General features: G+C 52.7%; 19 protein-coding genes and 2 tRNA genes. 10 read left to right on the top strand and 11 right to left on the bottom strand.

Going from position 1 to position 22,818, the window contains the following annotated elements; genetic code table 11:
• Positions 1-57: 57 nt before the first annotated feature.
• Positions 58-666, bottom strand: coding sequence for a YggT family protein (locus tag TPANIC_RS03310; RefSeq protein ID WP_010882113.1), 609 nt, complete (start codon positions 664-666; stop codon positions 58-60).
• Positions 663-4,175 (bottom strand): DNA polymerase III subunit alpha, encoded by a 3,513-nt coding sequence (gene dnaE / locus TPANIC_RS03315; RefSeq protein ID WP_010882114.1) that lies wholly within the window; start codon positions 4,173-4,175, stop codon positions 663-665. The genes TPANIC_RS03310 and dnaE overlap by 4 nt, the downstream gene beginning before the upstream one ends.
• A 118-nt stretch (positions 4,176-4,293) precedes the next feature.
• On the opposite strand from dnaE, the gene TPANIC_RS03320 reads away from it, so the two are divergent.
• Positions 4,294-4,367, top strand: a tRNA-Arg gene (locus TPANIC_RS03320).
• Here the strand turns inward: TPANIC_RS03320 and TPANIC_RS05335 are convergent.
• From TPANIC_RS05335 to gltX, 4 genes are all read right to left on the bottom strand, one after another.
• Positions 4,329-5,519, bottom strand: coding sequence for a D-alanine--D-alanine ligase family protein (locus tag TPANIC_RS05335; protein WP_010882115.1), 1,191 nt, complete (start codon positions 5,517-5,519; stop codon positions 4,329-4,331). The genes TPANIC_RS03320 and TPANIC_RS05335 overlap by 39 nt on opposite strands.
• 1 nt (position 5,520) lies before the next feature.
• On the bottom strand, positions 5,521-6,522 hold the full coding sequence (locus tag TPANIC_RS03325; RefSeq protein WP_014342533.1) for a CDP-alcohol phosphatidyltransferase family protein: 1,002 nt from the start codon (positions 6,520-6,522) through the stop codon (positions 5,521-5,523).
• 63 nt (positions 6,523-6,585) lie between these two features.
• The gene (locus TPANIC_RS03330) at positions 6,586-7,974 is read right to left on the bottom strand and encodes a glycine--tRNA ligase (protein WP_010882117.1); all 1,389 of its coding nucleotides are present in this window, start codon (positions 7,972-7,974) and stop codon (positions 6,586-6,588) included.
• A 134-nt stretch (positions 7,975-8,108) separates the two neighbouring features.
• Positions 8,109-9,722, bottom strand: a complete 1,614-nt coding sequence (gltX, locus tag TPANIC_RS03335; RefSeq protein ID WP_010882118.1) for a glutamate--tRNA ligase — start codon at positions 9,720-9,722, stop codon at positions 8,109-8,111.
• A 177-nt stretch (positions 9,723-9,899) separates the two neighbouring features.
• Between gltX and TPANIC_RS03340 the strand changes: the two genes are divergently transcribed.
• Both TPANIC_RS03340 and TPANIC_RS03345 read left to right on the top strand, forming a co-directional pair.
• Positions 9,900-10,508, top strand: coding sequence for a Smr/MutS family protein (locus tag TPANIC_RS03340; protein ID WP_010882119.1), 609 nt, complete (start codon positions 9,900-9,902; stop codon positions 10,506-10,508).
• Positions 10,509-10,513: 5 nt separating this feature from the next.
• On the top strand, positions 10,514-11,512 hold the full coding sequence (locus TPANIC_RS03345; RefSeq protein WP_010882120.1) for a TraB/GumN family protein: 999 nt from the start codon (positions 10,514-10,516) through the stop codon (positions 11,510-11,512).
• 11 nt (positions 11,513-11,523) lie between these two features.
• Here TPANIC_RS03345 and TPANIC_RS03350 read toward each other — a convergent pair whose 3' ends face one another.
• Together TPANIC_RS03350 and TPANIC_RS03355 are read right to left on the bottom strand one after the other, a co-directional pair.
• Complete coding sequence (locus TPANIC_RS03350) at positions 11,524-11,802, bottom strand: hypothetical protein (protein ID WP_010882121.1); 279 nt, start codon at positions 11,800-11,802, stop codon at positions 11,524-11,526.
• 21 nt (positions 11,803-11,823) lie between these two features.
• Positions 11,824-12,432 (bottom strand): hypothetical protein, encoded by a 609-nt coding sequence (locus TPANIC_RS03355; protein WP_010882122.1) that lies wholly within the window; start codon positions 12,430-12,432, stop codon positions 11,824-11,826.
• Between the two features lie 89 nt (positions 12,433-12,521).
• On the opposite strand from TPANIC_RS03355, the gene TPANIC_RS03360 reads away from it, so the two are divergent.
• The 3 genes from TPANIC_RS03360 (at position 12,522) to TPANIC_RS03370 (ending at position 13,923) form a co-directional block, all read left to right on the top strand.
• Positions 12,522-12,593 (top strand) — tRNA-Val (locus tag TPANIC_RS03360).
• A 92-nt stretch (positions 12,594-12,685) separates the two neighbouring features.
• On the top strand, positions 12,686-13,609 hold the full coding sequence (locus TPANIC_RS03365; protein ID WP_010882123.1) for a hypothetical protein: 924 nt from the start codon (positions 12,686-12,688) through the stop codon (positions 13,607-13,609).
• A complete protein-coding gene (locus tag TPANIC_RS03370; protein WP_010882124.1) occupies positions 13,606-13,923 on the top strand; it encodes a hypothetical protein in 318 nt (105 codons plus the stop codon). Before TPANIC_RS03365 ends, TPANIC_RS03370 begins: the two co-directional genes overlap by 4 nt.
• Before the next feature lie 40 nt (positions 13,924-13,963).
• On the opposite strand, the gene tsaD is transcribed toward TPANIC_RS03370, so the two are convergent.
• Genes tsaD through TPANIC_RS03385 form a run of 3 tightly spaced genes read right to left on the bottom strand, consistent with a single transcriptional unit; the run spans position 13,964 to position 16,837 of the window.
• Positions 13,964-15,022 (bottom strand): tRNA (adenosine(37)-N6)-threonylcarbamoyltransferase complex transferase subunit TsaD, encoded by a 1,059-nt coding sequence (gene tsaD, locus TPANIC_RS03375; RefSeq protein ID WP_010882125.1) that lies wholly within the window; start codon positions 15,020-15,022, stop codon positions 13,964-13,966.
• A gap of 50 nt (positions 15,023-15,072) precedes the next feature.
• Entirely contained in the window at positions 15,073-16,206 is a 1,134-nt protein-coding gene (gene alr / locus TPANIC_RS03380) for an alanine racemase (RefSeq protein WP_012460586.1), read from the bottom strand.
• Between the two features lie 28 nt (positions 16,207-16,234).
• A complete protein-coding gene (locus TPANIC_RS03385) occupies positions 16,235-16,837 on the bottom strand; it encodes an SAM-dependent methyltransferase (protein WP_010882127.1) in 603 nt (200 codons plus the stop codon).
• Positions 16,838-16,929: 92 nt separating this feature from the next.
• On the opposite strand from TPANIC_RS03385, the gene TPANIC_RS03390 reads away from it, so the two are divergent.
• From TPANIC_RS03390 to TPANIC_RS03405, 4 genes are all read left to right on the top strand, one after another.
• The gene (locus TPANIC_RS03390) at positions 16,930-18,024 is read left to right on the top strand and encodes a polyprenyl synthetase family protein (protein WP_010882128.1); all 1,095 of its coding nucleotides are present in this window, start codon (positions 16,930-16,932) and stop codon (positions 18,022-18,024) included.
• Between the two features lie 292 nt (positions 18,025-18,316).
• A complete protein-coding gene (locus TPANIC_RS03395) occupies positions 18,317-19,528 on the top strand; it encodes a substrate-binding domain-containing protein (protein WP_010882129.1) in 1,212 nt (403 codons plus the stop codon).
• Between the two features lie 119 nt (positions 19,529-19,647).
• Positions 19,648-21,138 (top strand): sugar ABC transporter ATP-binding protein, encoded by a 1,491-nt coding sequence (locus TPANIC_RS03400; protein ID WP_010882130.1) that lies wholly within the window; start codon positions 19,648-19,650, stop codon positions 21,136-21,138.
• A 14-nt stretch (positions 21,139-21,152) separates the two neighbouring features.
• Positions 21,153-22,748, top strand: a complete 1,596-nt coding sequence (locus TPANIC_RS03405; protein WP_010882131.1) for a galactoside ABC transporter permease — start codon at positions 21,153-21,155, stop codon at positions 22,746-22,748.
• Positions 22,749-22,818: the final 70 nt, after the last annotated feature.

The following is a 22,818-nucleotide window of genomic DNA, read 5'->3' on the forward strand; positions in this document are numbered from 1 at the left end:
CGAATAACACTGCCTACAGTGAATAGGGATATCAGTCCTTTGTCTCAAAGCGACGGATTACATCACTGCCACGTGCAGTGTTCCAGTCAAAAAGTACCGCACCACTACATTCACAAAAAAACCTCCAAGAACCCGCGCGCACAATATCACAAGAACACACAAGAGCAAGGACGCACGGTAACTCAAATCAAGGAACTTAAACGGAGCGGTCAACGCAACACGTACCGGATTTAATATCCTATCCATCATCACAAAAAATAACGTATGAACATTTACATTCATACGATCGGAAACAAATCGAACAGCAAAAAGAATCAATAAAAACTCCAACACAAACTTGCACAACGACCACAGCAACAGCAACAGCATCAGCATTTGCAGCAGTAACTTTAACACAGAAACCGAACCGACAAGGAAAATAGTTCCGACAGTGTTTGAGAGTATGGTGAGCACCCCAATCGCAATCATGGGAGAAAAGTCCACCGTACCAACACGCATAAACGAAAATCTCCTAAACCAGGACAGGTACGGCTCACATATCGCAGATAAGAATTCCCCCAGGGGTGAATGTGAAAGATGGGGCACCCACGAGAGAAATACGCGTGCCGTACACAGGAGCGCATACACTGACAATAATGCCGAGAGTGTAGATAGAACAGAACTCATTGCACGCACTCCTTTAGAATTTGGACAAAACTCTCATTACCTTTTAATTGCTGCGCAAATACCTCAGTGGCAGATACCTTACACGAAGGAACGTACACCACGTACGTACGGTCATCCACATGCATGTGAAGAAACACTTCACCCGAGCCTCCTGTATGTGCACTCAAAATCTCATACAACGATTTAAACTGTGCATGCGCACGAACGTGAGAACTCACCTCGATGTGCACTTCCTGCGAAACGCCACGTTTCTGCAGTGGAGTTTTCTCTCCTGACGATACACGCCTATGCTCCGATCCAGCCAGAATAGTTTTAACCTGAGCAAACCGTAATTGTTCCAAGTCAATGACAGAATCTACCAAGAACGCCGGGGTTTCTTTAGAAAAGTCTACAGTTCCCACCAACCCCATAATAGTTTCTGGCAAGAACTGCGCGCGATGCTCCTCCCACAGCACAGGAAACACAACTATGTCTACAGAGCCATGGAGATCCTCAAAAGAGCCAAAAGCCATATTCTTTCCTGACTTAGTTGTATACGGGTGAATAGCATTCAGCACTCCCACAATCAGGTATTTATTTTCAGAACGAGCATTTTCAATATGTCCTAAATCCAATGTCGCCTTTTCTCCTATCACACTTCGATATTCATCAAGAGGATGACCAGAAATATAATACCCCATCAGTTCCTTCTCTATACGGAGTCTCTCCCTCTGGGACCATTCTTCCATAACCGGAAAGGTGTATTCAGAACATTCTCCTAAATCCGTTTCGTCAAAAAGGCTTGCTTGTCTAGAACTTGTAACCGCCTTTTTTCGCGCAACATATTTCATTGCATCGTCGAGGTGCGCTGTAAGACTTGCGCGAGTTACCCCGAACCGGTCAAAACATCCAGCCTTAATCATTATTTCGGCATTTTTTTTATTTAACGAGGTTGCAGGAACTCGATCCAGCACCTCTACAAAGGAGGTGTAAGGACCGTTGCGAATACGCTCATCAAAAACGTCAAACGCAACCTGCTCACCCAAACCTTTAATACCCAACAACCCATACACAATGCACCCTTCACAAACACTAAAATAAGGTTCAGAAGCATTGACATCCGGTTTCTGAATGGACAGACCCATCTTTTCTGCTTCAGCCATGTAGAGTGGTAATTTTTCTGCAGAATTAATTTCGTTTGAAAGGTTCGCAGCCATAAACTCGGCGGGAAAATTTGCTTTTAGAAATGCAGTTTGATAGGCAACCACTGAATATGCAGTGGCGTGACTTTTATTAAACCCATACCCTGCAAAAGGAATAAGAATTTCAAAAATATTCTCAGCATGCTTTTTATCAAAACCCTGTTTCTCTGCACGCTCAGCAAACTCCTTTTTCTTTTCCTGCATCACTGCAAGCTTTTTCTTTCCCATCGCACGGCGCAGAATATCTGCTTCTCCCAGCGAGAAACCTGCAATGCGCTGTGCCACCTGCATAACCTGCTCTTGGTATACTATTACCCCATATGTTTCTGAAAGGATGTCTTCCAAACACGGATCAGGGTATTTTATTTTCCCAGGATCACGTTTCGATTCAATATATTGATCAATGAATGCCATCGGCCCAGGTCGGTACAATGCATTCAACGCTATTAGATCCTCCATCTTACTGGGCTTTGCACGCTTGAGGATGCCTTGCATACCGCGACTTTCAAACTGAAACACTGCAGCAGATTTTCCTTCCGCCAACATAGAAAAAGTCGTAGGATCCTGATCACTGATATCCGATATCGAAAACGTTGTGTACTTACCCCCTTTACGTCGTACGAGATTCTGCGTCCGTTGGATGAGCGTAAGTGTTTTTAGCCCAAGAAAGTCCATCTTCACTAATCCACAGTCTTCAATTAAATCCATACCAAACTGGGTACTAATTTTTCCCGTCTTAGAATCCTTGTAGAGCGGTACATAATCAGTGAGCGCCGTTTTACCAATAACGATACCTGCTGCATGCAAACTAGTGTTTCGATTGGTGTCTTCAAGCTTTTCTGCTATTTGAAACAATTCAGCATAGCGCGGCTCCTGCTTCATTTGCGCTAATTGTTCAGATTCATACGCTTTTTTAAAAGTCAGTTTTGGATCATCAGGCATCAGTTTTGTAATCATCAAAACTTCCGAAAGCGGAATATCCAACACGCGCCCTACATCACGAATCGCCGCCTTTGGCTTAAGTGTTCCGAACGTAATAATTTGCCCAACATTGTCATTTCCATATCTCGCACGCACATACTCAATCACTTCTTGTCTGCGCTCAAAACAAAAGTCGATGTCAAAATCGGGCATAGAAATACGCTCAGGATTCATAAATCTTTCAAAAAGCAACTTATATCTAAGGGGATCGATGTCGGTAATTTTTAACGCATATGCAACAATAGAACTTGCTCCAGACCCCCGCCCCGGACCAACAGGAATATCATGCTCCTTTGCCCACGTAATAAAATCCCACACGATCAAAAAGTAGCCAACAAAATCCATCCTCACGATAACATCTAGTTCATAATCAGCACGCGCCTTAATTTCTTCGCTCACTACTGCATAGCGATCATACAAACCTCGATGGACCAGATGGCGAATATAGTGTTCCTTGCTGGAAAACTCATGAGGAATCTGGTAGAGCGGAAGCAGCGGGCCAGGCTGAGGAATCCGCACATTACATCTCTGTGCAATGCGCACCGTATTCAGCACCATTTCAGGATAGTGGGGAAACAGCTGAGCCATTTTTTCAGAAGACTTTAAATAGAACTCGTCTGTTTTAAATTTAAGCCGATTGGGATCGGAGCGATTCTTCTTCGTTCCAATGCACAGCAGAATGTCTTGTGCAACAGAGTCTTCCTGCTCCGCATAATGCACGTCGTTTGTAACCACCAACGGAATGCCGAGCCTACATGCAAGCTCAATCAAAAGCGGTGCTACTTTCTTCTCTTCATCAAGTCCATGATCTTGCACCTCAATAAAGTAATTATCTACACCGAAGAGCGCTCGGTATTTGCGCGCGTGTTCTTCTGCCTCCCTTTTTCTGCCCTGCAATAACAGATAAGGAAGCTGTCCGGCAAGACAAGAAGAAAGACAAATGAGCCCTTCTGCATGCTGGGCCAGAAGCTCGTCATCCACACGTGGTTTGTAGTACATACCCTCGATATAGGCTTTGGAGGATAGAACCATTAGATTTCGATATCCCGTCTCATTCTTAGCAAGCACGATGAGGTGATAGTATCTGCGACCGATAGTATGCTCACTGCGATCAAAGCGACTTTCGGGTGCCACGTAGAGCTCACATCCGATAATCGCTTTGATACCCTCAGCAGAACAAACTTTTTGAAAATGCAACGCACCAAACATATTCCCATGGTCGGTAAGCGCAAGCGCTTCTTGTCCCAGCGACTTTGCAGTACGCACTAGCCGCTGCAATGAAGAAGCTCCATCCAACAGTGAATAATTTGAGTGAACATGCAAATGAACAAAAGACATGCGCGCCATTATAACAAAAAACGGTGCACCCGATAAGCAGTCGGAGCTACAGCACAGCATTCTAGGATTGTTGACACGTTATATATTTTTATCCACCCTTGCAGGGTTTTTGCTCGCAGCGTACCACGGGATCATAGCTCACCCGGATAGAGCGACTGCCTTCTAAGCAGTAGGGAGGGGGTTCGAGTCCCTCTGGTCCCAGTCGTCCCCTTGCGCATCGGGGTCATGTGCAGCAGTCACCGAGGGCGCACACACGTGGGCGTGCAAGTCGGTGCTCAGTGCGGCGCGCGCTGCAAAGCGCTCTCGTGCGCAAGAAAGGAGTTGTGCCATTAAGTCCTGCGGTGCAACACCTGCAGCCTGACATATTTGGGGAAAGAGTGATATCGACGTAAAACCCGGCATCGTGTTTACTTCGTTCACATATACTTCTCCCGTTTCTAACAGAAAAAAATCAACCCGCGCCAGACCCGTGAGTCCTAATGCTTCGTATGCGCGCAGGGCAAGTGTGGTAATCTGTTCGTACTGGGCAGTCTCAAGAGGAGCCGTAACGAGTACACGCGCGACACTTGCATCAGCATATTTTTCCTCGTAGTCATAAAAGGCTCCCTGCGCAATCACCTCTCCTGCCCCATGTACAGTATAGGGTCCGTTCCCACTGAGCGCACATTCAATTTCTCGCGCGCGCACATATCGCTCCACCAACACCACTTCATCCCACTGAAAAGCCGCTTCAATCGCAGGGATAAGCGGTGCACGCGTCTGCACTGCACTGGCTCCTACGGAACTGCCTGCTTGAGCTGGCTTTACAAAAAGAGGATAGCCAAGGCGTGTTTCAAGCTGCGCAACAAATTCTTGCATATGCATACGCCATGCATCTTTACGGAAAAAGACAAACGGTAAAACGGGAAGTCCCGCCGCCTGCCATAGCATCTTTGCCTTTACCTTATCCATCGCAAGAGCACTTGCACACACTCCACACCCCACGTACGGCACCTGCAGCATCTCAAGCAAACCCTGCACCGTACCATCTTCCCCATAACTGCCATGCAATACGGGGAATACCACATCCGTGACACACGGCATCCCCGCTATGACAAAAGCGCCTGCAGTACCACCTCCCGGGACAAGACACACGCGCCTCTTTTCATCTTCCTGAATACTGAGCGCGACAGTGCCGGTACACAACTGCTCTAATGCACACGCAGGCTGCGCATACCACACGCCACGACGGGTAATACCGATGAGCATTACGGTGTGTTGTAAGCACAACGTGCGCGCCACAAAACGTGCAGAACGTACAGAAACATCGTGCTCTGCAGAACGGCCTCCGTACAAAAGCGTCACATGCACCACGCTACTCCTGTGTTGGAAGAGGATTCAGCCAATGCCAATAACAGCGATGAGCATACACAAATCGTACAAAGTGCACCCCCACCTCAAGTGCCAAAATACTACACTGCGCCCGCTGCACCCAAAAGCTTGTCTGAGGAAAAAGAAACAACACACCGCACAAAAGTGGCACCAACACCTCAACACGGGCAGTTCCCTCCCCCTGTACAATGACGCGCAGAAGGCGCTCTGCATATCGCATGTGATATAACGTGCACAGTGCCGTTATATATCCAATCTGCGTGGGGAAATACGTACTTGAAAATACACAGAGAAAGAAGAAAAGGGATAAATGCAAAAAAAGTGCGCATGAAAACACTCGCATACGCCAAAACACCGCACACGAAAAAATACACACTCCCGTTGAGAGCACTGATACACATACCTGTGCAGGAGTACAGGAAAAAAACAACGGCGTGAGGAACAGCGCACGCAGTGTTTCGAACGACCCAGCGTATGCGCCGAGTGTGGTCAGCACTACCATCTCGTTTGACCCAATGCGCGCAAACACCATCACCCCGCGGTGCAGCTTTTCCCACAGGGTTGAAATCTGCACAAACGCGGGAACAAAAAAGATACACGTCAAAAGAAATGGCTCGCGTATACGAAACGCGAGCACGAAAATTCCTGCCAGCAGTCCTACAACAGAGGTGTCCAAACAATGGTCAAAATATTCTCCCAAGGGGCTACCAGTTCCCGTTCTCCGAGCTTGGCGCCCATCAAGACAATCTCCGACCAGGTACACAATACACAGCACAGGAACTAGAAACCAATACGCGTAGGTACCCCCCACCGAGCCGCAGTACGCATGGGTAAATGCAAGCAGCATACAGGCGTTTGCGCACAGCGTAATGAGATTCGCCGGAACTCGATACGGCACCACGCGTAACAGCGGATCTACACAGAAGCGATACAGAAAAGGAGTGAGAAGCGAGCGATCCTCTACTGCATAAGAATACGCTTTCATACGAGAGCTCCTTCGCGATGTAATATGTGACATTTTCCCCGCGCGCAGAGAGCGGACAACAACCTAGGGACGCCGGTAGTGTTTTATCTCTGTGCGCAAAAACTCTGCAAGAAAGGCACGAGAGACCCGGCGCTGTGCCATGCTGTCGCGCAGACGTACCGTAACCGTATCATCTTCCTTTGACTGATAATCAACTGTGACACAAAAGGGAGTACCCACCTCGTCTTGACGGCGGTAGCGCTTTCCAATCGCGCCAGCTGCATCAAAATCACAGGCAAAATCCTCACGCAGCTCGTCGCGCACCGCACGCGCAAGGTCAACCAATCCGTCTTTTTTTACCAAAGGCAAAAAAGCAACAGTGGTGGGAGAAAGCGCAGGGTGCAACCTCAGCACTATTCGCATCTCGCCCGTACGTGCAGCACCTTCTTGATCAGCTGTCTGTGTCGTTTCCGAAAACGCGACATTCGGCGCCTGCACATATTCTTCTGTGTATGCATCGCACAGAAACATGAGTACGCAGCGCGTCAATCCTGCAGACGTTTCAACGACACAAGGCACATACCGACGCGCTGCCGCATCCAGGTTTGGATCAGGATCCACATAGCACAAGTCTTTACCCGAGTGCTGCGCGTGGCGCGTCAGGTCAAAGTCACCACGGTTATGCACCCCTTCTAATTCCCTAAAGCCCATAGGGAATGCATACTCAATGTCACAGGCAGCCCGTGCATAATGAGCCAACTCATGTGCAGCATGGGTACGCCAACGCATGTGGTTCATACGCACCCCGTACTTTTGGTAAAAAGCCCAGCGCTGTGCACACCAGTACTCAAACCAGTGAGTATCCTCTGCGGGGCGCACAAAAAACTGCATTTCCATTTGTTCAAATTCACACGTACGGAAAATAAAGTTTTTTGTGACAATCTCATTGCGAAACGCCTTACCGATCTGGGCAATACCAAAAGGCACCTTCAGGCGTGTAGTTTGCAGGACGTTTTTATAATTTACATAAATCCCCTGCGCAGTTTCAGGACGCAGGTAGAGCAAACTGGCACGCTCATCCGTAGGACCCATGTGGGTACTGAACATGAGGTTAAAATTACGCACGCCCGTGAGGGCCCCACCACACTGAGGACAGGGTCCCCCGGCAGACGGCACGGCAACCTGATCCGCGCGAAAGCGACTTTTACACACCGTGCAATCAACCAAAGGATCACTGAAGTGATCGACGTGGCCAGACGTCCGCCATACGTTTGGATGCATCAAGATTGCTGCATCCAGCCCGACGATATGATCATGTAGGCGTGTCATATCTTGCCACCAGGCATGGGCAATATTGTTTTTTAGCGCAATGCCCATAGGGCCGTAGTCCCAAACACCTCCTTGGCCACCATAAATTTCTGAAGATGGAAACACAAAGCCACGCCGTTTGCAGAGACCGACAATCTTCTCCATGGTGACGCGCCGCTCACCTTCCCCCCTGTCTAGCATACTGTCAGCACCCGCGGCGACCTCACAGAGATCGCGCCCGCCTTTGAACACATCCCCTGCATACCTCTTTTCCCTATAGCCCGCGTTAACTGAGAATATCAGCCTCCTCCCACTCCTTGACTGTCATCCGAAAAGCGTTCACGAATGACGTGTTCAATACGCGCACAGGATCGTGACGCCCCCAGGATGCGGATAGTTCCTACCAGAGGGGCACTCACGGTAGCACCGGTGAGCGCAACGCGAATGGGCATGAGAAAATCACCAAGTTTTATTCCAAACTTTTCTGCCTCAGCACGCAAGAGCACCTCAACATCCGGTTCACTGGCACTCACTATTTCGTGCACCAGGCCCCTGGCGCGCACCAGTACCGCGCGCACCTGCGCAACATCCAAGCGCTTCGGCACAAACACCCCTTGTTCAGGGAGAGACGGTTCTTGAAAAAAACAACGCACCAACTCCGGCGCATCGGTTAGAAACCGCAACCGCTCCTTAATCAGCGGGATAACTCGCATGAGCATGGAACGCTGCGCTTCTGTAGGCGCACACGGCGCCTCGTCTGCAAAACGTCGTGTGCGCACAGCTCCTGCTTCCACATCTGCCGGAATGTGGCCACACACACCGGCGTTTGCAATGAAAGGCCACACGAGCGCACACAGCTGCTCGTCACTTTTTGCACGGATATATTGACCGTTAAACCACGCAAGCTTTTTATAGTCAAAAACAGCCGGTGACTTATTTAAACGCGACAGAGAAAAGTGCGCACACAGCTGCTCTCGCGTGAACAGATCCTGACCTTCTCCGTACGAGCAACCGAGCATTGCAACATAGTTGAGCAACGCTTCAGGCAAATACCCCGCGTTGCGGAACTCATCACAGCTAGTAGCTCCATGCCGCTTTGACAACTTGTGCCCATCTGCCCCCATAACCATCGGAAGATGACAGAAGAGCGGGGGCTGCCAGCCAAAAGCACGGTACAACAGAAGGTGTAACGGGGTGGAGGGAACCCACTCCTGAGCGCGCAAAACATGCGTAATACGCATAGCATGGTCATCTACCACATTAGCCAAATGGTAAGTGGGGAACCCGTCGCTTTTCAGTAAAATCGGGTCTGGATTGATCTCCTCATTTTGCCACTCGATATCACCGAGCAGCGCATCGCGGAAATGAGTACTCCCTTCCAAGGGGACCTTAAAGCGGATCACATGTGGAACCCCGGATGCGAGACATTCCCGAACTTCTTCAGGCAGGAGCTCGCGGCAATGCCGGTCATAACCGGGGGGCATCCTGTTGAGCGTACGGATCTTACGAACGCGCTCGAGCCGCGACGCATCGCAAAAACAATAATACGCCTGCCCTGTCTCAACGAGCCGCGCCACCTGCGCGCGGTAGAGATCTGTCCGTGCAGACTGCGTGTAAGGGCCATAGGCCCCACCAGCGTGAGCAACAGAGCGGCCATCCCCCCGCGCGCCCTGCTTCACCGCTGTTTCTGGGCACCCTCCCCCCTCATCCCAGGAGACCCCAAGCCAACGGAGCGTATCGTAAAGGTTCTGCTCAAACGCTGCAGTGCAGCGACTGCGGTCAGTATCCTCGACACGGAGGACAAATACGCCTGCATGCGCTCGCGCGAACAAGAAGTTGAAGAGAGCAGTTCTAATACCCCCGATGTGCTGGAGCCCCGTCGGAGACGGTGCGTACCGAACTCTCACCTCCACCGCTCGCCCTCCCCGGGGGCCGATTATCGCACATCCCCCTCCGGGGCGCAAGCATCCCTGTGAGGCCCTGAAAATTACACTCCTCATGCACCGTGACCGCCTCCCTGTCTTCCCCTTCCTACCACGCAGGATGCCGCTTCACGCGGTTGATTGCACAGACAGGTTTTTTATGAAAGAATGCGCCCGCTCATGGCGGGGAAAAGACGTAAGGATATTCTGCCTCTTGAGGAGGCTCTGAGGGCGCAGAGCGCGTTTGCCCGGACGTTGCGTACGTGGGAAGGAGCCCGAAGGGCGGCCGTGCGAAGTGCGACTGTGCGCGCACGGCGCCGTGGCGCGCTTCCGTCCTCGCAGGCTGCCGCTGCGCCGCGTGTTTCCCTGATGGAAGTGGCGCTTGCGCGCTACGGACTTTTCGACAAGGACGCTGCAGGCGCTTGTGCGGAGTATGCGCGGCAGAGGCGTACCTTCTCCATCCATTCCCGACGGGGAAGGAGGAAGCTGCGCACCGCAGTCCCTGAGGCGCGTTTAGACCTCCATGGCATGACGTGCAGTGAGGCGCGCAGTGCACTTGATTCGTTTTTTGCGCAGGCGCGTGAGCGGCTCCTCCAGAAGGTTGAAATCGTCCACGGAAAGGGCCACCATTCCAAGGGTGGGAGTGTCCTTGCTCCCTCGGTCAAGCGCTACGTGCAGGCCCATCCTCACGCGGGTGAACTCTTTCACCCTGCAGAACGGCGCGGGGGTAAGGGCACCACGTGGGTCCTTCTGAAAAGGAGCGTTCCTCTGCATTAGGCCCGATGAATACCACCGGGCGTCCTGTATTTCCACTGCTCAGGAGGACCGTTTTGAAGCGCTGCTCCCTGTGTGCCACACGCTGTGCGATCGTGTTCTTGTGTGTGCTCCTTATTCTCCCTTTCCTTTCGTGCTGCACGAGCCTTTCTCGCGGTGCCTTGCCGTCGCTTATCTCCCACAAGGAACGTATGTTCTGGGAAATACGTGGTCCTCAAGGGTCTGTATATATTTTGGGCACTATTTCGGTTGGCAGCGAAAAGCTGCTGCACTTTCAGGACAAAATCCTTGATGTATTTGACTCTGCAAGTCGTCTCTACGCTGAGCTCGGTTCAGAGGACATTAAAAATTTTGCCAGCGTTCTCCAGAGGCGTATGCTTCACGGGATGCTTGAGCAGGAAAACGCTGCTCCAACGCTCTCTTCCCTTTCTCGGGAGGAGTTAGAAATGCTCCGGAGCACCCTGGGAGATGACATGCACACGCTTTCAAGATTTGAACCGTGGGTCATGCGCGTAGCACTCTACCAGGCACTCATCGCGCATACAAAGCTGGACTCCGGGAAGAACATCGAAGCGTTCCTGTACCAGCGCGCGGGGAACCGCAAAATTCTTGGACTAGACAGCATCCAAAAACACCTGAACATGCTTTCCTTTGGCAATCGTGAGGAGCAGATAACGCTGCTTCGTGCACTGATCGCTCTCGGGAAAAGTCCCGCGGACTTTAAGGGCAGGCTCGGTGCCCTCGTGCGCAGTTACCTCTCGAACGACAAAACCGCTTTGGGAAGAGTAAGCACGGAACTGGACGCACTGGTAACGAAGGACGCTGCAGGTGGACTCCACCGCCGGTACGTGGCAGAGATTGCTGCATCGCGGCGCGCTGCGTGGGCAGAGGAATTCTACCGGCTGAGTTTACAGCACGGCATAACGTTTGTGTTTGCGAGCGCCGGGCACTTTTGCGGTCCAGAGAGCGTCTTTGATATCATGAGAAAGAGACGCCTCCTCCAGTAGGAGGTGGGGCGTTAGTTTTCTGAGAAGGGATCAGGCAATTCGGCCATCTCTAGGTAATGGGCAAGGTCCCGCTCCAGCTGCAGGAGCTGCGTGTCCAAGTGATCAATCCGCTGCAGCGCAGCGCGCGTTTCTCCATCTTCAGGCTGTGAAGTGGCCAGTCCCTCTGCAGTCCCTCTGCAGGGAGTGTCGCGAGCCTCTCGCCGCACACCCCTCCCGGCCCCTTCCTGCATCCCGTAAGACACCGCGCCAAAAAGCGGCGGTGGGTCGTCCCAATTGTGCGAACACCTCATCTCGACCTCCCCTTCGTGCCTCTACTTTTCGTGAGGGTGAATCGACGCGTCCGCCGCAGTGTCCATGCCCGCTATCCCCAGCAGCGTTCTCACTGCAGCACAGAACGCTTCCACATCTAACAGCCCGGTCAAACAAGCCTTAATCAGACGCTTAAGCTGTGGTGAAAAGCAACTCCAATACACCTGGGGCCAATGAGGCACCGCCTGTTCAAGCTGCACCCTCTCCTGTTCAGAAAGCACACCAAGACCGTACCACACAAAGTGAAGTACCATGCTGTACTGCACGTCTGCAGGAAGGGGCGCGCCACCACACGCTTGCGCAGGCTGAGAACCCACAGCGACGTGCTCAGAGGAAGGCGAGGGAACCCACGCATCCAACAGCGCCTCTCGTTTGGCGGCAGTAAGCTCAGGAGCTTCGCGCGCAATAACATCAGCGGCAAACCTGCGTACCGCCCGGCGTATCCCACGCATCCCACAGTCAACGCAGGCGTGCACCTGGCGCGCAAGCTGCCGCGCGACGTACGCCTGCACCACCCCGCTTCCTGCACCAGCGACAGAGGACAAAGACGGATCACTCACCAGACAGGTACGCTCACTAACCTCTTCTTGCATAGGGCCACTATACTGCATCGAGCACGCTTCTTACAGGATCCTACGACAACAGTGCAGAGTGAGATAAGCAATTGCACAAAAACACCCTCGCTGTTATGCTGCGCGCAGGACGATTAACTCAGTGGTAGAGTGTTACCTTCACACGGTAGAAGTCATCGGTTCAAGTCCGGTATCGTCCATTTCGGGGATAGAAAGGTTTGACGAGGCGTTGCCCGCAGGGCGGGGTATGCGCAGGGTGCACAGCGGGGGAGTGTTCCCCTAAGAGAACAGCATGGAAGCTTATCAGGCGGAGATTATTCGCAGGTTTGGACGCGTGCGGCGTGCGCGCGGCTTTTACCTATACACTGAGCGTGGGGTTCGCATCACGGATTTATTCCTTGACGGCGGCGCTTCTATTCTTGGACGGAACGCCAGCCGCGCGCGCCTGGACTTTAAGCGTTATCTTAGCCGCGGGCTGTGGGGTCCCCTACCCACCTGTGCTTCTGCGCAGCTGCAGCAGGCACTACGCACGTGTTTTCCTGCGCACGAGGTGCGCTACTACGCACATGCCGAACGCGCGCAGGAAGTGTGTGCGCGTTTTCTCAACCTTGCTTGCGGCGCCGCACCCTGCGAGGTGCCAGTGTGGCGCCCCTGCGCACCGTGCGTCCCGCAAACCGATGTCTTTTTGGTTGTGCCGCCGTTTCCTTCTCCTGCACCGTTTGTTGCGCTCCGTGCCCACTGTGCCGCGCGCGCCCCTGCGGGGGACGTGCTCTTTGCTCCGATTGCGCAGGCGATTGCTCGTGCCTTTTGGGACTTAGCGCGCGTGGGTTCCCTTTCTCAGCCCGCACGCGCCATGCCTCACGCTCTGTTAGACTCCTCACACACCACGCAGGAAGACGCGGTCCCTGCGCTGCCACACACGAAAAAACGGCGCAGAGGTCTGAACCGCGTGCGCCGCGCACAAAAATGCGCGCGGCAAGAGCGCGACCGCGCACAGCTTATAACGCTTATGAGTACATGGTGGCGCACGGAAGGGCCTTATCTTTTTCCCACTGTTTCTGAAGAACGGTATGAGGCATTGTTCGCACGTGCGCTTGACGCGCATATCCTGCTCTCCCCCCTGTACACTGAACCCTCAGTACTCCCTACGCTCGAGCACTATACCCAGCTATGCACTTTTTTTCTTCAAGAACAGGAAAAGGAACACCACGAATGAATGAATTTCTCTCTCTGCTCTCTCGAGCACAGACTATTTTGCTGATGTTACGCCTAGCGGTAACGGCGGTTGCTGTGTTCCTCGCCATTGTCGCGTGGACAAAGACCCGTACCCAGGAGACGGTGTGCTTTATCGCGGGCGTACTGTGTATGTACCTTGCACAACTGTTTGCATTTCTGCGTGCGGCAGGCTTTTCTATCACGCGGTACACGCCTGTACCAGGCGTGTCACTAGTGGGCTTCACGTTGGAACTGCTGCCATTGGCGTGCTTCATCGCGTCGCTCATTTTTACCATCAAACGGCACAGCATCTAGGTAACGGGACACTGCCTAGCAAGGACTGAGCCGCACATGCTCAAAAAAGAGGCTGAGAAGCAGCGCTTCTCTGTGCAGCGAGACGATCTCCCCCGCGCTTACTGAAGTGCGCAATGCGCGAACGCTCTGTTACCCCATAGAAACTCCTATCACCACGGATCAAATAGCGGTACCCGAGCGCAGCAACCATCACCGCGTTGTCTGTACAGTACTCACGCGAAGGGAACACACACCGCGCATGCTTCCAGTCCGCTACAGATTTTCTGAGCAAACTGTTTGCTGCAACACCTCCGCACACTACTGCCGTTGGCAGCCCTGTATCCTGTAATGCGCGCGCAAGCGGACGGAGCAAGATGTTGATTGCACACGCTTGAAACGCCGCAGCAATGTTCTGCGCAGTGCGCTCGTATTCCTTGTTCCAAAAGTGATCGAGCTGATGAATAACTGCTGTCTTCAATCCTGAATATGATACATCATACCGATGCCCTTTTCCGTGAAAATGAGGAAGCGGAAAACGCGCGGCACGCGCGTCACCCTGTTCTGCTAACGTTTCAATTACCTTGCCTCCCGGATATCCAAAGCCATAAAAGGCTGCAACCTTATCAAAGGCTTCCCCGGGAGCGTCGTCGATCGTTGCGCCAAGCGCTTCTACCTGATCAAAATCGTGCACAACACATACGAGCGCATGTCCTCCAGACGCCAGCAAGCCCACGTAGGGATATGCCAGATCGTGCTCCACGTGCGCGGCACAAAAGTGTGCATGAAGGTGATTAACCGCAATGAAAGGAAGGTGCATTGACCATGCGAGTGTTTTCGCAAACGTCAGGCCTACCAGGAGAGATCCGGTCAGCCCAGGTGCATGTGTTACGGCGATGCCATCGATATCAGCAAGCGTCAGCTGAGCGCGTGCAAGCGCCTCTTTCACCGTTGGCAAAATCCACTCAATGTGCTTGCGACTTGCAAGTTCTGGGACAATGCCACGATACGGCGCATGAAAAGGAATTTGCGTAGCCACAACATTGCTGCACACGTGCGTGCCATCTTTTACAATTGCAACTGCAGTCTCATCACAAGAGGTCTCAATTCCGAGGACATTCACTGCGCGCCTTCCTCCCTTTGTCTCTTTTTATAAACGTTGCAAAAACATATTCACCGGATGTACACCCGTTCGACACGCTTACCAATCGCGCACAAAAGCTCATAGGGAATGGTGCCTGCATGCGAGGCGAGCACATCTGCCCCCTGTCCTGGGCCACCTGCGTCCTGAGGACCGAAAAGTGTCACCCTATCTCCAACTGTCACACGCAGCGGGGTACCTAGGTCCACTACACACTGGTCCATGCAAATTGCCCCCACCACCGGATACCACTTCCCCCCAATGCACACCTGCAAACCCGGCGACAGCGCGCGCATAACTCCGTCTGCATATCCGATAGGCAGAATACCTACATGTGTTTCTGTATGCGCACGCCACAAGCGCTGGTAAGAAACGTACGCGCCTGCAGGTATTTTTTTGATTGCACGGACTTGGGTAACAAGCTCCATGACGGGAAGGAACACACTGCGCACAGCAGGATGCACAGACTCAGGGGCATAGCCGTATGCCAACAATCCCGGACGCACCATGTCGAAGTGTGCCCGCGGATGGCACAACAGCGCTGCAGAGTTTGCCGCATGCACCAATGGAATCGATATGCCACTTTTCCGTATGTACTGTACGCAATGCATAAAATGTGCACGTTGCATCTCAGTGTACTGCAGGTCCTCAGCACGCACAGAATCCGCGACAGAAAAATGCGTACATACCCCCTCAAGATGGAGACCCGGTGTTGCGCACACCATCTGCACGAGCGCACAGGCCTCATCCGGCGCACAGCCGATTCTCCCCATTCCGGTATCAATCTTTACGTGTACCCCACACGTGGCACCCGTATCAGCAGACTGACGGAGCGCGCGTGCGATAAGGGCAATATGCGCGCGCTCAGAAATCACGGTGTGCACACGATGCTCAATAAGACTAGAAATCTCTTCAGCAGTTGGAGTACTTAAACACAAAATCGGCGCGCGAACACCTGCCGCACGCAGTTGCGACGCTTCTTGCACACATGCAACGGCGAACGAGTGCACCCCGCACGAAAGCGCCGCCTGTGCGACGTCACACGCACCGTGTCCATACGCGTCCGCCTTAACAGGTAGACACACACGCGCGCGTGTACGGCTCATAATTTCACCGAGGTTATGACGCAAGTTTGCTAAATGGATCAATGCCTGATTGCATGCCACAGGCGCCTACGCTCCCTATTCTTACCCATTACTTGCCGCACGTACCGCGAAAGAAACGCGCCACCACATATAACTCACAACTACGGGGACGAGAAGCAGGCGGTTTAAAACTACACACCGCACCGAAATGCGCACGCAGGTGTGTAAGGATAGCAAGGTGCTCTGACCCTTGGAACACCTTGAACACCAATCCTCCATCAGAGGACAAGAAGTTGACGTACGCACACACCCCTGCTGCAAGACACGCAGAAGCGCTCGTATCTACTGTGCGGTTTCCGGTCGTACGAGGTGCGGCATCAGAAAGAATAAGATCGAAAGGAGCGTTGCACGCAACACGCGCACGTGTATCTGCTGCGCACAAATCCCCCTGCACTCGTTGCAAACGCGCGTCCTGAATGTCCGACGCAATCGGCTGCACATCCACCGCACACACGGCGGTGCACGCAGCAGCGGTGCCCAGCACGTACTGGGTCCAGCTTCCTGGCGCGGCGCCCAAATCGAGCACCCGCGAGGCGCGCGACAGGAGGGAGTATTTTTTATCAAGCGCCGCTAATTTATACACCGAACGCGCGCGGTACCCCGCGGCGGCTGCCTTTTTTGCCCAAAAATCAGCACGTTTATAGACGTTCACACCTTCCTACACGCCCCCCATGCTATGTGTTACACTGACAGCTCCCACACATCGTGCTCGCACAAAAGGCAAACACGCCGTATAACGGTACTATGAAACGTGCACTTGCTCAACGACTCAGAAATATTGAACGAGCACTCGCCGATGCACTTCCTGCGCAACCTACGCGCTCGTGGATGGGAACGCGGCTCCGTGTCCTTGCGTCCGAAGATACGCGCGTCCTGCGCACCGTGTGCAACGCGTGTGTCAGCTGCGGCGGAAAGCGCTGGAGACCGTTGTTACTGATACTTTCTGCAGAACTTGCACACGCGTGTGTGCAGTGCACGCATCGGAAACTCCAAGGACACAAGAGGAAGAAAATTTCCGAACGCGAATGGTACACACTGAGCGCGGTAGTAGAGCTCATTCACACAGCCAGCCTTTTGCACGATGATATTGAGGACCATTCGTCTACGCGGCGTGGTAAGCCATGTGCGTATCTGCGCTACGGTACTGACTGCGTTCTTAATGCAGCAAGCTGGTTGTATTTTCATGCACACGCACTCATTGACACGCTCAGCATAGAACCTGCCCTTAAGGCGGCTCTTTTTTCTGCCACGATAAGTGCAACGCGTGCTCTTCATATGGGTCAGGCGCTTGATATTGCATGGCATCGCAGCCCAGAACTTATTCCCTCGCGTGCGCAGTATCTGCGTATGGTTGCACTGAAAACTGGCGCACTCATCGCTCTATCAGGCGAATTGGGGTTTTTGTGTGCAGGTTATTCTGCGCGTGAGGCGCGCTCCTTTGGAGCGCAAGTCATGCCTATTGGGATAGGATTTCAGATTCTCGATGATGTACAAGGCATTGACGGAGGTGTTTCAGGCAAAGCGCACGCTGATGACATCGTCGAAGGAAAGAAGAGCTTTCCTGTTATCCTTCACGTGCACACGCATCCTCAAGACGCACCTACATTTGCACGTCTTTTTGCTGCCGCACGCGCAGAAGGACTGCACTCTCCTGCAGTCAAACAGGCACAACGGATACTGTATTCTTCAGAGGCACTTACTCACGCGCGCGCGTACGGCCTGCGCATGATAGAGCGCACACTCACACGGGTGCACGCACATTTTCCTTGCAATCCTGCATGCCAGCTGTGGTGTACTGCAGTGCAGTATGGGGTACGCGCGCACCTGCACGCGCACTAACTTTACCGCGTCGCATGTACTGAAGGTGATCACAAAAGGTGACCCCGTGCGACAGAAACGGACTGGAGGCACGGCACGACAAGTCGCCCGGAAGAAGACTTGAGAAAGACGCGACACGCGCAAAGAAGTTTGACAGAAATCTTGCCATTAGTTACAATGGGGCACGCTGTTTCGTGCGACGGCGTCAAAAGTTTCGCGCGGGCTAAAGTGGGTTGGTCGCGTGTGGGTGCAGCGCGCTGTACTTGTCGCGCGTTATTTCGTGCATTGAGCGTTCTAAGGAGGTTTAGCGCTTATGAAGGAGAATTCTTGCACGGCGTGCAGCAGACGGCTCGCCTTGTTCGTGGGCGCTGCGGTGCTTGTGGTAGGCTGTTCATCCAAGACGGATGTCACGCTCAACCGTGACAAGCCCCTAGTGTTTTTTAACCGACAGCCCTCTGATCCCCTCACGGGGAAGGTTGACATGGCTGCCATGAACTGGAACGACAAAACCTATTACGTGGGTTTTGACGCTAAGTTTGGTGGTTCTATACAGGGAAAGATGATTCTAGACTTCCTCGCCTCTTCTGAGTCCTCGGTTGACCGCAACGGTGACGGCATCATCGGTTATGTGCTTTGCATCGGTGACGTCGGGCACAATGATTCGAAAGTCCGCACCGAGGGTATTCGCCGCGCGTTGGGCACGTGGACCGGCTCCTCGGATCCGGGACAGGCGAAAGAAGGCCAGGCAGTGGTAGGAGGGAAATCCTACAAGGTGGTGGAGCTCGAGGGAAAGGCGATGACGGGAACTGACGGTTCCACTTGGAATACGAATTCTGCAACCGAGTCAATGGGAAGCTGGGTGGCAAAGTTCGCGGATAAGATAGACCTGGTCATCTCAAACAACGACGGGATGGCAATGGGCTGTCTGCAGGCGTCCAATTATCCGCGGGGGCTGCCTATTTTCGGATACGACGCAAATGCGGACGCGGTCGAGTCGGTTGGTAAGGGTGAGCTCACGGGGACTGTCTCTCAGAACGTCGACGCGCAGGCTGTTGCAGTGTTGCAGATTATCAGGAATTTGCTCGATGGCTCCAGCGGGGAAGATGTGGTCGCCAACGGTATTTCAAGACCTGACGCCCATGGCAACAAGATAAGCGCGCCCGTGCAGTACTGGGAAGATGTTAAAGCGATTATGGCCGATAACTCGGAGGTCACGAGCGCAAACTGGAAAGAGTACACCAGGGGAGCACGGGATGCAGGGGTGCGACAGGTAAGTGCGCCGACGAAAAAGGTGCTGCTCACTGTCCACAACGCGAGCAATGATTTCCTTGCTTCTGCCTATCTTCCCGCACTGAAGCATTACGCTCCGCTCCTGAATGTCGATCTCACTGTCGTGCAGGGCGATGGCCAAAACGAGCTAAGTTGCCTTGATAAGTTCACTAATCTCGACATGTTCGACGCGTTCGCGGTAAACATGGTAAAAACGAACTCGGGCGCTGACTATACAGACAAGCTCAAATACTGAGCAGCCGGGTTTGGACGTGCGTTGGGTAGCTGCTGTTCCTGGTGCACGTCCTGTTCGTTGAATAGGTAGGGTCTACCGACCTCGCACCGCTTTCGCGCGCGAGAGGAGTGATAGTTGCGATGTGCGATGTACTCACCATAAGGGATCTTTCTAAGTCTTTTGCGAGGAACAGGGTTCTCAACGGGGTGAACTTCCGTATGGGAAAGGGTGCCGTGGTGGGGCTTATGGGAGAAAATGGTGCGGGAAAATCCACGCTTATGAAGTGCCTCTTTGGAATGTACGCTAAGGACACTGGTCAGATTCTCGTGGATGGAAGCCCGGTGGACTTTCAGTCTCCCAAAGAAGCGCTAGAAAACGGTGTCGCCATGGTCCATCAGGAGCTCAATCAATGCCTTGATCGCACTGTCATGGACAATTTGTTTCTCGGCAGGTACCCTGCCCGTTTCGGGATAGTTGACGAGAAACGCATGTTCGACGACTCCCTCACTCTGTTCGCTTCCTTGAAAATGGACGTAAACCCGCGGGCCGTCATGCGCAGCATGTCTGTCTCTCAGCGGCAGATGGTAGAGATTGCCAAGGCGATGTCCTATAACGCGAAGATTATAGTCCTCGACGAGCCTACTTCCTCTCTCACGGAGAGGGAGATTGTCAGGCTCTTTGCCATTATACGAGACCTGAGCAAAAAAGGAGTGGCATTCATCTATATCTCCCACAAAATGGATGAGATCTTTCAGATCTGCAGCGAGGTGATTGTGCTGCGGGATGGTGTCCTCACGCTCTCACAATCCATAGGGGAAGTGGAAATGAGCGACCTCATCACCGCTATGGTCGGGCGCACTTTGGACAAGCGCTTTCCCGACGCTGACAATACCGTCGGTGACGATTATCTTGAAATACGAGGTCTTTCTACAAGGTATGCTCCGCAGCTGCGGGATATTTCCCTTTCTGTGAAAAGGGGCGAGATTTTTGGCTTGTACGGGCTGGTCGGTGCGGGGAGGAGTGAACTGCTTGAAGCGATTTTCGGCCTGCGTACCATCGCAGACGGTGAGATCTCTTTAGCAGGAAAAAAAATTCGCTTGAAGAGCAGCAGGGACGCAATGAAACTCAATTTCGCCTTTGTGCCCGAGGAACGTAAGCTCAACGGAATGTTCGCAAAGGGGAGCATAGAGTATAACACCACGATTGCAAATCTCCCTGCGTATAAGCGTTACGGTCTACTCTCAAAGAAAAAGCTGCAGGAGGCAGCGGAGCGGGAAATAAAGGCCATGCGCGTGAAGTGCGTTTCTCCAAGCGAGCTTATCAGTGCGCTCAGCGGGGGTAATCAGCAGAAAGTCATTATTGGAAAGTGGCTCGAACGCGATCCCGACGTCCTCTTGCTTGATGAGCCGACCAGGGGGATCGACGTGGGTGCGAAATATGAAATTTATCAGCTCATCATTCGTATGGCGCGTGAGGGAAAGACAATCATTGTGGTTTCTAGTGAAATGCCTGAAATTCTTGGAATCACCAACAGGATCGCAGTCATGTCCAATTATCGATTGGCTGGGATTGTGGATACAAAGAGTACCGATCAGGAAGCCTTGCTCAGACTTTCTGCGCGATACCTGTAGGGAGGAGCAGATACATGCGCGATCGTACACAGTGTGTGGCGGTGCCAACTCAAGCGTTCAATGAGATTTTAGATCAGGACGGTCAGCTCACCGCGTACGCCCAAAGGCTCGAGCAGTTACGAGAGCGCGGTTCCCATAGGGTTGCCTTGCTCCGCGGGGAGCTTGCGCGCATACGGCAGGATCAGGTCTTGGGCATGCCGGAGAAAAGGGTGCAGGTTGCGGCGCACAGGCTCAAGATTTCCGAAGCGCAGGCCGTTGCACGACAGTGCAAAACTGAGGAAACGCAGTTGGTTAGGAAGGCTGTCGCGCGTGTAAGGGGGCTCTTTCGAGACTTTGACTGCTCTGTGCGCGACGCGATGCGCGAACAGCGGCTCTTGCTAAAGCAAGTTGCGACGGTGCAGCACACCTCTGCCTCATCTGACCAAAGAGAGCACTGTCTGGCTCAGCTCCGGCAATGCAAGGAGGCGCGACACCACGCCTACCGTTCCTTGGTCGAAAAGAGCGCTGCGCTGCGGAACGGGAAAATGACGTTTATCGAGCGCGTGGTGCGTGCTCTTAGAGAATATTCGTTCAATTTTGACGCAACCCAGTTCTTCCTCGCAAATGGTTTGTACATTGCTATTGCGGTATTCTTTATTGCGTGCATCGTAGTTGCACCTTTCTCTGGTAATGGCAATCTTCTTACCATTCCCAACATTCTCACCATACTGGAGCAGTCTTCAGTGCGCATGTTCTATGCGGTGGGAGTAGCAGGTATTATCCTGCTGGCAGGAACTGACCTCAGCATTGGGCGTATGGTGGCAATGGGGTCTGTAGTCACGGGTATTATTCTTCATCCGGGACAGAATATCGTTACATTTTTTGGACTGGGGCCGTGGGATTTTACCCCTGTCCCCATGGCTGTCCGTGTAGTCATGTCACTTGCAGTTTCTGTCGCACTTTGCGTTTCGTTCAGCCTATTTGCAGGATTCTTTTCTGCTCGCCTCAAAATACACCCTTTCATTTCAACTCTTGCAACGCAGCTTATCATCTACGGGGTTTTGTTTTTTGGGACAAGTGGTACGCCAGTTGGCTCTATTGACCCATACATCAAAGACCTATTCGGTGGGCGGTGGATTCTAGGCACCATGCAGGGCACACTCGTGACCTTCCCAAAGCTGATAATTCCTGCCACCATTGCGGTGGCCATCGCGTGGTTCATTTGGAACAAGACGATTCTAGGAAAAAATATGTACGCCGTTGGAGGGAATGCTGAGGCAGCGAATGTTAGCGGCATCAGTGTTTTCGGGGTGACTATGAGCGTTTTTGCAATGGCAGCTGTGTTTTATGGCTTTGGCGCGTTTTTTGAGACGTTCAAGGCAAATGCAAGTGCGGGCACTGGTCAGGGTTATGAGCTCGACGCAATTGCCTCCTGTGTGGTAGGGGGTATCTCCTTCAACGGGGGAATCGGAAAACTCGAGGGTGCCGTGGTAGGCGTAATCATTTTCACCGGTCTTACCTATTGTCTGACTTTTTTAGGCATCGATACAAATCTTCAGTTCGTGTTCAAGGGTTTGATCATCATCGCTGCAGTTGCACTCGACAGTGTGAAGTATCTGAAACGCCGCTAGTTCTTGCCCCGCTGGGCGGGACGTCAACGTTCACAATACGAATAAGCCGGGCGCCTTTCTGGGCCATTGT

The organism is Treponema pallidum subsp. pallidum str. Nichols (genome assembly GCF_000410535.2).
Taxonomy (GTDB): Bacteria; Spirochaetota; Spirochaetia; order Treponematales; family Treponemataceae; genus Treponema; species Treponema pallidum.

What these genes read in the sequence shown, in the direction of transcription:
- TPANIC_RS03310 (WP_010882113.1), bottom strand. Translation starts at nt 666, where the DNA reads ATGAGTTCTGTTCTATCTACACTCTCGGCATTATTGTCAGTGTATGCG.
- dnaE (WP_010882114.1), bottom strand. Translation starts at nt 4,175, where the DNA reads ATGGCGCGCATGTCTTTTGTTCATTTGCATGTTCACTCAAATTATTCA.
- TPANIC_RS03325 (WP_014342533.1), bottom strand. Translation starts at nt 6,522, where the DNA reads ATGAAAGCGTATTCTTATGCAGTAGAGGATCGCTCGCTTCTCACTCCT.
- TPANIC_RS03330 (WP_010882117.1), bottom strand. Translation starts at nt 7,974, where the DNA reads ATGGAGAAGATTGTCGGTCTCTGCAAACGGCGTGGCTTTGTGTTTCCA.
- TPANIC_RS03340 (WP_010882119.1), top strand. Translation starts at nt 9,900, where the DNA reads ATGCGCCCGCTCATGGCGGGGAAAAGACGTAAGGATATTCTGCCTCTT.
- TPANIC_RS03345 (WP_010882120.1), top strand. Translation starts at nt 10,514, where the DNA reads ATGAATACCACCGGGCGTCCTGTATTTCCACTGCTCAGGAGGACCGTT.
- TPANIC_RS03350 (WP_010882121.1), bottom strand. Translation starts at nt 11,802, where the DNA reads ATGAGGTGTTCGCACAATTGGGACGACCCACCGCCGCTTTTTGGCGCG.
- TPANIC_RS03355 (WP_010882122.1), bottom strand. Translation starts at nt 12,432, where the DNA reads ATGCAGTATAGTGGCCCTATGCAAGAAGAGGTTAGTGAGCGTACCTGT.
- TPANIC_RS03365 (WP_010882123.1), top strand. Translation starts at nt 12,686, where the DNA reads ATGGAAGCTTATCAGGCGGAGATTATTCGCAGGTTTGGACGCGTGCGG.
- TPANIC_RS03370 (WP_010882124.1), top strand. Translation starts at nt 13,606, where the DNA reads ATGAATGAATTTCTCTCTCTGCTCTCTCGAGCACAGACTATTTTGCTG.
- TPANIC_RS03390 (WP_010882128.1), top strand. Translation starts at nt 16,930, where the DNA reads ATGAAACGTGCACTTGCTCAACGACTCAGAAATATTGAACGAGCACTC.
- TPANIC_RS03395 (WP_010882129.1), top strand. Translation starts at nt 18,317, where the DNA reads ATGAAGGAGAATTCTTGCACGGCGTGCAGCAGACGGCTCGCCTTGTTC.
- TPANIC_RS03400 (WP_010882130.1), top strand. Translation starts at nt 19,648, where the DNA reads ATGTGCGATGTACTCACCATAAGGGATCTTTCTAAGTCTTTTGCGAGG.
- TPANIC_RS03405 (WP_010882131.1), top strand. Translation starts at nt 21,153, where the DNA reads ATGCGCGATCGTACACAGTGTGTGGCGGTGCCAACTCAAGCGTTCAAT.